The following is a 12,819-nucleotide window of genomic DNA, read 5'->3' as shown; positions in this document are numbered from 1 at the left end:
TTGAGACTGAAAACTAAACAATGAAAACCTGGAAAACCGATGGCATTACCAATATCCTCCCCGAAGAGTTTTACGCGCTCGTAGCACGTAACAGGGAGCATATAGCCAAAACGTTTCCCGTTACCCTTGCCGGATGTACCGATTTTGAATCAACGGTTGCGTTTTTGCTTCAGGGGGCGGAAAATGTTGAAAATGGCACCTATTACTATTTTTACCCGCGCGATATATCTTCCGGTAAGCTGATAGGCTACCTGGTAGTAAAGAACATCGACCGGCATGTGAGCAAATGCGAGTTGGGTTATTTTATAGATAAAGACTTTCAGGGGCTGGGCATTACGAGCAAACTGGTAGCCAACGCGCTGATTTTTTGTTTTGAAACGTTATTGATGAACAAGGTATACATCTGTACTTCAACCACAAACACTGCCAGTCAAAAAGTAGCCCTCAAAAACGGCTTTGTACAGGAGGGAATCTTAAAGGAAGAATTTAAGAACGGCGATGGCCTGTTGGAAGATATTGTTTATTTTGGGCTTTTAAAATCAGATTATATAATATGAAATACGCTGCCGAAATACAAACCTATAACGACGCACTTGTTGCCGCGGATAGCGCTATTGCAAACCTTTTGGCACAAACCATTACTGAAAACCTGCCCGGTGCAGAAAACAAGATATGGCATGCACACCCCGTATGGTTTTTAGACGGCAACCCTATTGTGGGCTACAGCAAGCTGAAAAACCATGTACGGCTGATGTTCTGGAGCGGGCAGTCGTTTGACGAAGCACAACTGAACCTGCACGGGCAAAAATTTAAAGATGCCGCCATTGGGTATACTGATGTGAGCGAAATAAATATTGATGACCTAAAACGCTGGCTGTCCAAATCGGTTGAGATACAATGGGATTATAAAAATATTGTAAAGCGCAAAGGGATACTGGAGCGCCTGAAATAGCCTTGCTTTTTTTATTAAGAAGATGAAAGATACATTTTACGCTTACATACAGCAATTACAGGATACCATAACCGCCGGGCTTGAAGCAGTAGACGGCAAGGCCACATTCCGTGAGGACCAATGGCAGCGGCCCGAGGGCGGCGGCGGCCGTACCCGCGTTATAGAGGGCGGCAATGTTTTTGAAAAAGGCGGGGTAAACATCTCTGCCGTACACGGTGAATTGCCCAAGGCCATGCAGGCGTATTTTAACGTGGGCGATGTAGACTTTTTTGCCTGTGGCCTTAGCCTGGTACTGCATCCCGTAAACCCTATGGTACCTACGGTGCATGCCAACTGGCGCTATTTTGAAATGTATGACAAGGCCGGAAGCATTGTAAACAGCTGGTTTGGCGGCGGGCAGGACCTTACCCCCTATTACCTGTTTGACGAGGATGCCACGCATTTTCACCAGACGTGCAAAACAGCCTGCGACAAACACAACCCGGAATTTTACCCACGCTTTAAAAAGCAATGCGATGAATATTTTTGGAACACGCACCGCCATGAAGCACGCGGCATAGGCGGACTTTTTTTTGACCATTGCAAAGCTACTGAAGAAACCAGCATGCAGCAGTGGTTTAATTTTGTAAGCGAAGTGGGCAACAGTTTCCTTAGTGCTTATGTGCCCATTGTTGAAAGACGAAAAGACTTGCCTTATACGCCAGAAAATCGCACCTGGCAGGAAATACGCCGTGGGCGCTATGTAGAGTTTAACCTTGTACACGATAAGGGTACACTCTTTGGGCTTAAGACCAACGGGCGTATAGAGAGTATATTGATGAGCCTGCCTCCACACGTGCAGTGGGTGTATGACCATCATCCGGAGCCAGGCAGTGAGGAAGAGCGGCTATTACAGGTACTGGCAGAGCCAAAGGAGTGGATAGTTTAGTTTGCAGTTGACGGTTTACAGTTAACAGTTGCTCAACTTTATGGATAATCGTTATGGTAGATTATAGAAAATATTTGGTTTGGCAAAAGTCACACGCATTAGTTCTCGAAATGTATCGGGTTACGGTAACATTTCCTAAATCAGAACAATTCAACCTTATATCACAAATCAACAGAGCTTCTTTATCCATACCCACAAATATTGCCGAAGGCTGTGGGAGGGAGACACAAAAAGAACTCATCCGCTTTTTATATATTTCTTCAGGCTCAGCGCATGAATTGGAATACCTATTACTAGTATCCCGCGATTTAAACTTTATCCCCGAAAATATTTACTTAAAACTAAATTCAGACATTAACGAAATCAAGAAAATGCTCGCCTCTCTTATCCGCAAGGTAGCTCAGACTGTAAACCGTTAACTGTAAACTTTAAACTAAAACTTATGTTCCCAATACACCGCAACCGCAGACTACGCATTAACGACTCCATCCGCTCACTCGTTCGCGAAACTGTACTTACGCCAAACGACTTTATGTTCCCTATGTTTATTGCCGAGGGTACAAATGTTGAAGTACGTATACCGAGTATGCCCGGCATCTTCCGACGGTCGATTGACCTTACTGTTAAAGAGGTTAAAGAGTTGTGGAGCCTGGGCATAAAAGCGGTAAACATTTATGTAAAAGTAGACGACAGCCTTAAGGACAACGCCGGGGTAGAATCATGGAATCCAGACGGGCTGATGCAAAGGGCTATAAAAGCCATAAAAGATGCCGTGCCGGGGATGATTGTAATGCCCGATGTGGCGCTTGACCCCTACTCAATATATGGCCACGACGGTATAATAAAAAACGGGGATATTGCAAATGATGAAACGGTAGATGCGCTGGTAAAAATGGCCGTGAGCCATGCCGTAGCGGGTGCCGACTTTGTAGCACCCAGCGATATGATGGACGGCCGTGTTATCCGCCTGCGCGAAGGCCTTGATAGTGCCGGATTCCAGGATGTGGGGATAATGAGCTATGCCGCCAAGTATGCCTCATCGTTCTATGGGCCATTTAGGGATGCGCTGGACAGTGCACCAAAACAGGGCGGTGAAACTGCACCCAAGGATAAAAAGACCTACCAGATGGACTATGCCAACCGCATAGAGGCCATACGGGAGGCGCTGCACGATGTAGAAGAAGGTGCCGACATAGTTATGGTAAAACCCGGCATTGCCTACCTGGATATTGTGCGTGAGGTAAAGAATGCAGTTAATGTACCGGTATCGGTATACCAGGTTTCGGGTGAATATGCAATGGTTAAGGCCGCTGCCGAGCGTGGCTGGCTGGACCATGACAAGATAATGCTGGAGCAACTGTACTGCATAAAACGAGCCGGTGCCGATATTATCAGTACATATTTTGCTAAAGAAGCTGCAATATTATTGAACTTGTAAACCACGGCTGCCAAACAGTATAATCGTTTTCACATCTTTTTACACACCATGAAAAAATTACTTTTATTACTTGCCTCACTGTCTTTGCTTTCCTGCGGGAGCGAAAAGAAAGAAAATAACGGCACTGAAACTACTGCAACAATAACCCCCGAAGAAACCGGCAAAGCCATATTTGAAGGCAAGGGCAACTGCTACAGCTGCCACCGCGCCGACGAGCAGTCCATCGGGCCGGCGATAAAAGACATTTCTAAAATTTATAAAGATAAGAAAGGTAACATCGTTTCCTTTTTAAAGGAAGAAAGCAAACCCATTGTAGACCCTGATAAATATTCGCTTATGAAAGCTAATTTTTATATTACCAAAACCTTTACAGACGACGAGCTAAAGGCTGTGGAAGCCTACATATACAGCCATTAAAAATAAACGTGGCGCTCAATATGAGCGCCACGTTTTATATACTGTACCTTATAGCTTATTGTTTTATAACCCTAAGGGTTGCATTACTTTCGCCGTTACTTACCTTAAAGAAGTAAACACCGTTCGCGTAGGCACTCATATCTGTAACATCTGTAGTGCCCGATACGTTTTTCTGCACCAGCAATTGGCCTGCTACATTGTAAACCGATACATGGCTAAGCCCTGCCGCTGCAGTTATGGTAAGGTTTCCGTTAACCGGGTTAGGGTAATAACTAAGGTTTGCAAAGCTGTTATCTTTAGTACCCGCCTCTGTAGTACAGCGCACTTCGGCAAACCATCCAGTAGCATTAGTACCGCCATCTGATATAAATTCAAATGTAAGCGCCCCGGCAGTATTTGTAGCCTGAAACTGGCCGCCGCCCTGCGTGGGTAATTCATTACCACTAAATGTACCTATCAGTGTTGAAGGGTTTACGCCTGCACCGTCGTATATATTCATAAAGTCAAAATCAAGTTCTGTATCAAAACCAACAAAATTAACGGTGGCATAAAGCCCGGCGCTATCCGGTTTTATAATACGCACCAGGTGCTGATTGTTTGGGTAATTTGAATTGTTTGCGTTAACAGGTGAATTAATAAACGGAACTCCGTTTACAGGGTCTGCACACCAGCTGGCCGGAGCTGTAGCCGAAGTTATTACTTCGTAAGTACCGGACACCCCTGCCGGGCAAAGCGACCTTACGCCAAAACGGTAATATTTATCAGCAGCTAATCCATTCACCGTATAGGTATTAGTAGTAGCCGGCTGCCAGTTTAATATAACACTGTTTCCTGTGGCATAGCCTACCTGCCATGGGCCTTCGGGTAAGGCATCCTCCCAATGCAGGGTTACAGATGAAGAAGTTGCATCTATTACATCTATTTTGCTGATTGTGTTGATGCAGGTATTGATACAATCAGTACTCAAACAGGTAGAAGTTTGAACGTTGTTAAGTATAAGGGCAGAGGGCTGGGGGCCAAAGCCATTGGCAAAGTTAATGCCCACACTGGCAAGGTGGCAATAACTCATTATAGTACCGCCATTTTGGGGTATGGGCCCGGGCGAACAATCTCCTTCAGGCTCCACACAGCCATCTATAGGGGTATTGTTGCCGTTCCATACACAACTTTGTGTATGTCTTGAGCCGCAAAGGTGGCCCAGCTCGTGGGTTATAACCTCAACGGTCCATGAATAAGAAGGAACGCTGGAGTATCCAAAATCTATATCACCATACCCCGTCCTGTTATCATTACACAAACCATCTACATAAGCCAGGCCGCCCAGGCCGCCTTCGTCTATACCCACAAGCATTCCTATATCGCCATCAAAATTTGGGCGCAGGGCCGTAAAATCGTCCAGGTAATTATTTGACGAATCACCGCTATACGGATCGGGTTCCGTCCATATAAAAACTGATTTTATGGCCACACTAATACCATCATTATCATATAAGGTCTGTACATTGTTAAACACCGTAGTCATCCAGTTACTGGCGGCAGTAGTATCTTCGCCATTCATCTGGTACAGGGCATAGTCCATTTCAAAATATATGGTAACGCAACGTGTGCTTTGTACATCAAGGGCGCTCTTTCCTGTACCGGGATTAACGCCGCCGGGCAGGATGTAATTTTCGTTTACGCCACAGGTAAATGAACTGGTGCTTTTAAGGTCAAGGTCCGAGTAAATTACATAATCTTTTATATTGCCCGGTTTAAGCAGCTTGCCTACTACAATGTTACCCCCGTGCTGTTGCGTTGATATAATACCACTCATTTCCTTATCAAAAAAACTGAAAGAGGCAATAGAGTTAGGGTCGCCTTTTATAATACCGCGATAATATGCCCCGGGAGTAAAATTGATACTGCCCTGCTTATCTGTATCTATATGGAAACCTGGCGCAACTACCTCCGTACGGTACAGTTGCATGGTAATCGTGGTGCCGTTATAAGGCAGGCTAAGTTCTATAGCGGCATATTTATGCTGCTGTATGTCTTTACTAAAATTCGTGTTAAGGGTGGCAAGGGTGGCGTTGCTAACGGCTTCGTTTACCCTGGGGTCATTTTGTACCGCCGATAGGTTCAATGGCGCTACCGGCCTAAAGGTGGTTTGCTTTTCTATGAGCTGCTTTACATGCTGTGAAACGCGTTGCTGCCCAAAAACTGTTACAGCGCATAACAGCGCCATAATGGTAGTAATTTTTTTCATTTTAATAGCAATATTAAGCTCCGCTTAATAACGGGGCACTGCAAATTTATTAAAACAACCAAACTTTGTGGTATTTTTAACAATTAATATTTTATAATGTTAAAATTAGCCGACTTGTCGCCTCCTGAAACTTTAAAAAAGTATACTCCTGCTGCATAGGGGCTTATGTCGATTACCACGTTTGTACCGTCAACCTGCCTAGAGAGCAGCAACTGGCCTGCGGCGTTAAATATTTTTAGCTCAGTTAGGGGTTCTTTAGCTGTAATAGTTACCCTGTTTGTTGCCGGGTTAGGATAATAAGAAAAGTTAGTAAATGCATTTTCATTCCTACCCAGTACAGCCTGGCAGCTTACATTTGCTATCCATCCTGAAGCGGTAGCCACTTCATCTGAAATAAACTCGACGGTAAGTGAGCCATCCTCCGCGGTTGATATAAACGACCCGGGAAGGGTAAAGCCTGTAAATTCACCGATAAGCGGCGCTAAAGTATCTGAACCGTCATAAACCCTTATGAAATCGAAACCGTCTTCAAGGCCGAATGATGTAAAATCTACCTTTATTTTATTACCTGCTACCAGCGGGATAAATGCTTTTGTAATGTGCTGGTTAATGCCATAGCCGCCATTAACGCCGCCGGTATCGGTAAACACCTGCCCGCTGCACCAGTCGGCATCAGATAATATAATAATCTGGCTAATGGCCGGTACACCCTCGTCGCAAACCGGCTTTACCTCAACAATATAATAGGTATTTGGCAAAAGCCCGGTAAAGGTCATGGCTCTGTCTGTTACCTGCTGCCATTCGCCATCTGTCCCGGTAGTATGATAAGATACCAACCATGGCCCGGTAGTTTCATCATCCCATGATACAACCCCAGTACCCTCTGCAATAGAAGTTGCCGCTAACCCTGTTATATTGCTATGGCATGCCTGAGCCGCGCACGAAGTACCGGTACATGAAGCGGAACTTATAAAATTGTGTATCCTTTCGGCCGGCTGTGGCCCAAAGCCAAGTGCAAGGTTAACACCTACCGGCATTACATGGCAATAACTCATAATAGTGCCTCCCTCCTGGGGTACCGGGGCTATATCGCAGTCGCCGTCTCCGGGAAACCCTGCCATTGTACCACAGCCGTCTATGGGCGTACCGTTACCGTTCCAGGCGCAGTCGTGCGTATGTTCAGAGCCAAATAAGTGGCCCAGCTCATGCGCAACAGATTGCACTTCCCAGGAGTACAATGGCAACGACGGCACATTAAGATCTTCTATGTCCACATAGCTAATATTGCTGTTTTCGGTGCATAAACCGCTCAATGCCGCCAGGCCGCCAAGTGAACCCGGGTCTGAACCCAGAAGCTGGCCCACATCGCCATCAAAATCCTGGTTGTTGTACCTGCTGAAAAACTGGCTCAGGTAATCATAAGACTCTGCACCAAAGTACGGGTCATCTGCAGTCCACACCATAAATGATTTTAACGATACTGTAATACCGTCATTATCATACAAGGTCTGCACATTATTAAATAGTGCCGTAAGCCAGTTGCCCGTAGCCTGCTGGCTCGAGTTGTTCTGGATATAAATGTCGTTGTCTATTTCAAAATAAATGGTGGCGCAACGGTCTGTTGCAACCTCTGCCGGGGCAGCCACAATCTTTCGTGTGCTCGGCTCTAATGGGTTTATGCCTGACGTTGCACAGTTAAAATTGTTACCAACCGCAAGATTAGCGTCAGAATATATGACGTATGAAGACCTGTCTCTTTCCTGCGGTAAATGTGCCACTACAAGGTTATTAAACTGCGCTGACGATACCGTACCTTTTATTTCATCGTTAAAAAAGCTAAAGGATGCTAATGATGCTTCGTCACCTTTAATAATACCGCGGTAATAGGCGCCGGGGCTGTAACTAAAGCCTTTTTGCTTATCGGTATCAGCATGAAAACCCTGCGCAAAAATTTCAGCTTTATACAATTGCACTGTTATTGTTGTGCCATTGTAGGGTATTGCCAGTTCTATAAACTGCGGGGCCGCCTGGGTTATTTGTTTTGCCACTGCCTTATCTAAACGTGCTAATGTGGCATTACTAACCATATCGGTTATTTTTGTGTTGCTGGCGTTACCCTGTACAGAGAATGGATTGACTGTTGTAAAAGCAGTATGCGCTTTAGTAAGTTCTCTCACTTTTGTGGCAACCCTGCGGTGCTGGGCATAAAAGGTAATGGTGCTGAAAAGCGCCAAAAACAACGTAAATTTTTTCATAGCAATTTTAATTTAATTCCGGATTGCGTGCAGTTAATGGTTTAATATGCTGCAAAACAATTACTAATTATCTTAAATAATTTGCGGAAAATAGAATTTACGGGTTTCAGGCTAGTATTCGGCAGGAAGGGTTTAGTATCCGAAAAAAAATCCGGACACTTTATCCGGATTCCTACGTTTTAATTAGTTGTTTAAGGTCTTTTATTACCTTAAACGCGAGGTCTACCTCATCTTCCTGCACCAGTATGGTAAACTCGTATGATGTGGAAATTACCTCAACAATGGTAATTCCTTCCCATGCCAGCCTTTGAAATATATAATAGTAAATACCGGGGGTGTTAATGTTATCTTTTGGCAGCTTTACAGTAATGGAAGCCAGATTATCGTTGCGCTCTATTTTCTTTTCGTCAGAAAAAAGGCGGTCTACAACATTGTTCATCGACGCGCTTACTACAATATTGGTTTCGTTTACACATCGCGAAGAAGTGTAAAACACATCGGGATTTGCGTTAATGCTGTTTATAAGTTCTGCCTGCCTGCTCAGTATGGTGTCGCTTACGGCATACGTAAAATCAGTTAATGAAGAACGCACGGTAATTTCGCCAATGCCTTTAAGCACCTTTATAATCCTATTGTTAACCCTGAAGTCCAGGTCTTCCGAAAGCCTTTTTAGCGACATTACCAGAGCACCATGCTTGATGTCTTTGCCAAGTTCCTGCTCAAGCTCCGGCATCATGGTACGGGCGAGCGATGTAAGGTTAATAATGCCCTGCGAAAGGGCACTTAACAAAAATGGCTTGGTTTTAATGTAGTGTTCTACTACAGATGAAATTGTTTTCATATTAAATCCTTATGTGTGCGTTGATTGTTCCGGCTAACAAATATCTATTGGTACCGGCATAGAACCCTGTACCAAAAATTTCTGCTTTATATAATTGCAGTGTTACTGTAGTGCCACAGTAGGGTATGTACAGTTCATAAACTGCGGGGCAGTATGGATTATTTGTTTGAAAAGTACCAGGAATAGTGTGATTTTTTTCATAGCAATTTAATTTTATCCTGAATTGTGTGCAGTTTAGTATACTGCAAAACAATTACTATTTATCTTAAATAAATTGCGGAAAATAGAATTTACAGGTTTCAGGCTAGTATTCGGCAGGAAGGGTTTAGTATCCGAAAAAAAATCCGGATGATGTATCCGGATTTTAAAACTTTTAATTACTTGTTTTAAGGTCTTTTATTACCTTAAAGGCAAGATCTACCTCATCTTCCTGCACCAGTATGGTAAATTCGTATGATGTAGAAATAACTTCTATAATGGTAATGCCCTCCCAGGCAAGCCTCTGGAATATATAGTAATAAATACCGGGGGTATTAATGTTGTCTTTTGGCAATTTTACGGTTATCGACGCAAGGTTGTCGTTACGCTCTATTTTTTTCTCGTCAGAAAAAAGGCGGTCTACAACATTGTTCATAGAGGCACTCACCACAATATTAGTTTCGTTTACCCCGCGCGAAGAGGTGTAAAACACATCGGGGTTTGTGTTAATGCTGTTTATAAGCTCTGCCTGCCTGCTTAGGATGGTGTCACTTACGGCGTATGTAAAATCAGTTAATGAGGAACGTACCGTTATTTCGCCAATGCCTTTAAGTACCTTTACAATTTTATGGTTAACCCTGAAGTCGAGGTCTTCCGAAAGCCTTTTTAACGACATCACCACAGCACCCTGCTTTATGTCTTTACCAAGTTCCTGCTCTAGCTCAGGCATCATAGTGCGGGCAAGCGATGTAAGGTTAATAATGCCTTGGGAAAGGGCGCTTAATAAAAACGGCTTGGTTTTAATATAGTGTTCTACTACAGATGAAATTGTTTTCATAACTAAAATCCTTGTGTGTGCGTTTGATGTTCTGGGCAACAAATATATATAAAGTTAAACAAAATGTTAAATATTTAACAAAACCAACCTGTGCTAAAATATAAAGAATGCATCTTTAAGGTGTTCAATATCAAAATCTGAACCTTTTTTGTGTACCGCTATAATATCAAACCGGGCATCAACATCAAGGCCTTCCTCTTCTATAAAACGGTTTATGGCCATTACCAGCAACTTTATTTTTTTAGGCTTTACAAAATCTTGTGGCAGGCCATACTCCAGGGTACTCCTGGTTTTTACTTCAACAACGGCCAGCACATTTCCCTGCAGGGCTATAACGTCAATCTCTGCTTTTTGGTATACATAATTTGTACGTAAAATCGTATATCCTTGTTTTTGCAGGTAATCTACCGCAGCTTTTTCGCCTTCCTTGCCCAGTTCATTATGCTCTGCCACTTTATTTAAAGGTAATTTTAGTGCCGGCTGTAGTTACCTCCATTGTTATTTCCTTGCCAAATACTAAAGCCCGGTTGTCCTGTATGTGGCCAGCCGGGAAATTAAAGCAAATGGGTATATTATACTCTTTTGTTATATCCTGTAATATTTCAAGCGCGTTGTACCCCCAGGGAATATCATTATCGCGCATTTTTGTAAAACCACCTATAATAATGCCCTTAACATCTTTAAAATAGCCGTTCCGCTCCAGGTTTATCATCATACGGTCTATATGATACAGGTATTCGTCAAGGTCTTCAATAAACAAAATCTTACCTTTGTAGTCTATTTCAGACGGTGACCCTACAATACTAAACAGTACAGATAGGTTTCCCCCTACCAGTTCCCCACTACTTTTTCCAATTTTATTAAATTCATGGGGTGCAATGTCATACAAAATCTTGTCGCCGAACAGTGCTTTGTGTAAGGTTTGCTTTGCCGCATCGGTAGCATGTGCCACGCTTGCCGCCATAATGGCGTGTATGGTGGCAATATCCATATTGTTAATGTGGCTGTGCAGTACCGTGGCATCGCTAAAGCCTATAAACCATTTAGGATGTTTTTTAAAATTGGTAAAATCAAGCCGGTCTACCATGCGCACAGTCCCGTAACCGCCCTTAGCGCACCATATTGCCTTTATAGCCGGATTATCCATCATGTGTTGAAAGTCGGTAGCCCGCTGCCAGTCGGCCCCGGCAAGCTGGTTGTTGTCCAGCCCTACGGTTTTGCCCACTACTACATTAAGGCCCCAGCTTTTTAACAGGGCTATGGCGGGCTCCAGTGGTTCGTGATCTATTTTACGGGCGGTGGCCAGTATGCCCACGGTGTCGCCCTTTGTTAAATAAGGTGGTATTTTCATGATGCCTTGTTGTGCATATACATTGCTGCAAAGTAACGAAAGAAAAAAAAATATCCTGTGAAAAGCCATGTGAGGTTTTTTAGTAAAAAAATTATGCGCCTTAAGGGCTGCATAACAAAGGTAATGGTTTTACGCTCACCTTGTCTTAATAGCCTTTCAGGGTTGTAAGTACATACACGTACCTATGTTTTTAGAATTGCTATCTTTGCACCCTGTACAAAATCAAAGTTTGATGAACAATAATAACCGGATAAACAGGATTAGGCGCACCCTGATGCGGGGCTTAACCCAAAACGTGGGCACAGAACACGTAAACCCGCCAGCAGGTGCCTTAGGCAACGCTGCCATAAAGCGGATACTGGTAAGCCGCCCTAACCACCGCCTGGGCAACCAGCTGCTACTTACACCGCTTATTGAGGAGCTGGAAGCCACTTTTCCCGGCAGTACGGTTGATGTATTTGTGCGCGGTGGGCTGGCACATGTATTGTTTAAAAATTATACCAGTATCGGTAAGGTATTTAAGTTGCCTAAAAGGCCGCTTAACGAAATTATAAATTACCTTAAGGTATGGAATGCGGTAAGCCGGGGCAAATATGACCTTGCTATTAATGTAGCAAAAGGTTCGGCATCGGGGCGCATGGGCATACAGCGGGCGCGGGCTGCTTATAAAATTTTTGGCGACCTGCCCGAAGCTGCCGCTCAGCAGTATCCTGATTATATTCACATGGCTAAATACCCTGTATATATGCTGCGCAGCGAAATGGCGCAACTGGGTTTTAGCGTGCAAAGCGGCCCGGTACCCGTAATGGACCTGAAGCTTGATGCGCCGGAGCTGGCACAGGGCAAAGCCAGGCTCGATGCCCTGGTGCCGCCTGATAAAAAAACCATAAGTATTTTTACTTATGCCACAGGATCTAAGTGCTACACTCCCGAGTGGTGGCTGCCTGTGTATGAAAAACTTAAAGCGCGCTTTCCTGATTATAACATTGTAGAAGTGCTGCCTGCCGAAAATGTAAGCCAGGTTAACTTTGCCGCGCCCACTTTTTACAGCCACGACGTGCGCGAAATTGCTGCCCTTATATCCAGCACAGCCCTATTTATAGGTGCTGACAGCGGCATTATGCACCTCGCAAGCGCTGCCAAAGCCCGAACGGTAGGGTTATTTAGCGTTACCGACCCTGAACGGTACGGCCCTTATGGAAACGGCAGCGTTGCTGTAAACACCAATATTACCGACGCCGACGGTTTAATAAATGTTGTAGCCTCCCTGCTTAATGGGGCATAGTACTGCTTTTATAGCCAGGCCGATAGCATATCTATAAAATAGGGTTAAAAATAACGGTTTTTATTTTTTTG

At 44.1% G+C, this 12,819-nt stretch carries 13 protein-coding genes; 7 read left to right on the top strand and 6 right to left on the bottom strand.

Annotation, left to right across the window (positions count from 1 at the left end; genetic code table 11):
* Positions 1–20: 20 nt before the first annotated feature.
* Genes ACLI09_RS01055 through ACLI09_RS01030 form a run of 6 tightly spaced genes read left to right on the top strand, consistent with a single transcriptional unit; the run spans position 21 to position 3,735 of the window.
* Positions 21–557, top strand: a complete 537-nt coding sequence (locus ACLI09_RS01055; RefSeq protein WP_411417724.1) for a GNAT family N-acetyltransferase — start codon at positions 21–23, stop codon at positions 555–557.
* Complete coding sequence (locus ACLI09_RS01050) at positions 554–952, top strand: DUF1801 domain-containing protein (RefSeq protein WP_411417723.1); 399 nt, start codon at positions 554–556, stop codon at positions 950–952. Before ACLI09_RS01055 ends, ACLI09_RS01050 begins: the two co-directional genes overlap by 4 nt.
* 22 nt (positions 953–974) lie before the next feature.
* The gene (gene hemF, locus ACLI09_RS01045) at positions 975–1,880 is read left to right on the top strand and encodes an oxygen-dependent coproporphyrinogen oxidase (RefSeq protein WP_411417722.1); all 906 of its coding nucleotides are present in this window, start codon (positions 975–977) and stop codon (positions 1,878–1,880) included.
* A gap of 53 nt (positions 1,881–1,933) precedes the next feature.
* Entirely contained in the window at positions 1,934–2,299 is a 366-nt protein-coding gene (locus tag ACLI09_RS01040; protein ID WP_411417721.1) for a four helix bundle protein, read from the top strand.
* 23 nt (positions 2,300–2,322) lie between these two features.
* Positions 2,323–3,318 carry a porphobilinogen synthase gene (gene hemB / locus ACLI09_RS01035; protein WP_411417720.1) on the top strand — a complete coding sequence of 332 codons (996 nt, stop codon included), beginning with the start codon at positions 2,323–2,325 and terminating at the stop codon, positions 3,316–3,318.
* Positions 3,319–3,366: 48 nt separating this feature from the next.
* Positions 3,367–3,735, top strand: coding sequence for a c-type cytochrome (locus ACLI09_RS01030; RefSeq protein WP_411417719.1), 369 nt, complete (start codon positions 3,367–3,369; stop codon positions 3,733–3,735).
* 55 nt (positions 3,736–3,790) lie between these two features.
* On the opposite strand, the gene ACLI09_RS01025 is transcribed toward ACLI09_RS01030, so the two are convergent.
* The 6 genes from ACLI09_RS01025 to ACLI09_RS01000 form a co-directional block, all read right to left on the bottom strand.
* Complete coding sequence (locus ACLI09_RS01025) at positions 3,791–5,980, bottom strand: M12 family metallo-peptidase (protein ID WP_411417718.1); 2,190 nt, start codon at positions 5,978–5,980, stop codon at positions 3,791–3,793.
* 83 nt (positions 5,981–6,063) lie between these two features.
* Positions 6,064–8,235 carry a M12 family metallo-peptidase gene (locus tag ACLI09_RS01020; RefSeq protein WP_411417717.1) on the bottom strand — a complete coding sequence of 724 codons (2,172 nt, stop codon included), beginning with the start codon at positions 8,233–8,235 and terminating at the stop codon, positions 6,064–6,066.
* Between the two features lie 172 nt (positions 8,236–8,407).
* Positions 8,408–9,076: an aspartate kinase gene (locus ACLI09_RS01015; RefSeq protein ID WP_411417716.1), complete on the bottom strand. Its 669-nt coding sequence runs from the start codon at positions 9,074–9,076 to the stop codon at positions 8,408–8,410.
* A gap of 373 nt (positions 9,077–9,449) precedes the next feature.
* A complete protein-coding gene (locus ACLI09_RS01010) occupies positions 9,450–10,112 on the bottom strand; it encodes an aspartate kinase (RefSeq protein ID WP_411417715.1) in 663 nt (220 codons plus the stop codon).
* Between the two features lie 93 nt (positions 10,113–10,205).
* The gene (locus ACLI09_RS01005; protein ID WP_411417714.1) at positions 10,206–10,565 is read right to left on the bottom strand and encodes a YraN family protein; all 360 of its coding nucleotides are present in this window, start codon (positions 10,563–10,565) and stop codon (positions 10,206–10,208) included.
* 1 nt (position 10,566) lies between these two features.
* Entirely contained in the window at positions 10,567–11,463 is an 897-nt protein-coding gene (locus ACLI09_RS01000) for a S66 peptidase family protein (protein WP_411417713.1), read from the bottom strand.
* Between the two features lie 232 nt (positions 11,464–11,695).
* Here ACLI09_RS01000 and ACLI09_RS00995 point away from each other — a divergent pair, with 232 nt between their 5' ends.
* On the top strand, positions 11,696–12,748 hold the full coding sequence (locus ACLI09_RS00995) for a glycosyltransferase family 9 protein (RefSeq protein WP_411417712.1): 1,053 nt from the start codon (positions 11,696–11,698) through the stop codon (positions 12,746–12,748).
* Positions 12,749–12,819 lie beyond the last annotated feature (71 nt).

Origin of the sequence: Flavobacterium sp. RHBU_24 (assembly GCF_046613695.1) — a bacterium.
In the GTDB taxonomy this organism is placed as follows: Bacteria; Bacteroidota; Bacteroidia; order Flavobacteriales; family Flavobacteriaceae; genus Flavobacterium.
Note: the sequence above shows the minus strand (reverse complement) of the source record. Positions and strands in the feature narration are given on the sequence as shown.

Excerpts from the sequence above, each read along its gene's own strand:
- ACLI09_RS01055 (WP_411417724.1), top strand. The coding sequence starts at position 21 with ATGAAAACCTGGAAAACCGATGGCATTACCAATATCCTCCCCGAAGAG.
- ACLI09_RS01050 (WP_411417723.1), top strand. The coding sequence starts at position 554 with ATGAAATACGCTGCCGAAATACAAACCTATAACGACGCACTTGTTGCC.
- hemF (WP_411417722.1), top strand. The coding sequence starts at position 975 with ATGAAAGATACATTTTACGCTTACATACAGCAATTACAGGATACCATA.
- ACLI09_RS01040 (WP_411417721.1), top strand. The coding sequence starts at position 1,934 with ATGGTAGATTATAGAAAATATTTGGTTTGGCAAAAGTCACACGCATTA.
- hemB (WP_411417720.1), top strand. The coding sequence starts at position 2,323 with ATGTTCCCAATACACCGCAACCGCAGACTACGCATTAACGACTCCATC.
- ACLI09_RS01030 (WP_411417719.1), top strand. The coding sequence starts at position 3,367 with ATGAAAAAATTACTTTTATTACTTGCCTCACTGTCTTTGCTTTCCTGC.
- ACLI09_RS01025 (WP_411417718.1), bottom strand. The coding sequence starts at position 5,980 with ATGAAAAAAATTACTACCATTATGGCGCTGTTATGCGCTGTAACAGTT.
- ACLI09_RS01020 (WP_411417717.1), bottom strand. The coding sequence starts at position 8,235 with ATGAAAAAATTTACGTTGTTTTTGGCGCTTTTCAGCACCATTACCTTT.
- ACLI09_RS01015 (WP_411417716.1), bottom strand. The coding sequence starts at position 9,076 with ATGAAAACAATTTCATCTGTAGTAGAACACTACATTAAAACCAAGCCA.
- ACLI09_RS01010 (WP_411417715.1), bottom strand. The coding sequence starts at position 10,112 with ATGAAAACAATTTCATCTGTAGTAGAACACTATATTAAAACCAAGCCG.
- ACLI09_RS01000 (WP_411417713.1), bottom strand. The coding sequence starts at position 11,463 with ATGAAAATACCACCTTATTTAACAAAGGGCGACACCGTGGGCATACTG.
- ACLI09_RS00995 (WP_411417712.1), top strand. The coding sequence starts at position 11,696 with ATGAACAATAATAACCGGATAAACAGGATTAGGCGCACCCTGATGCGG.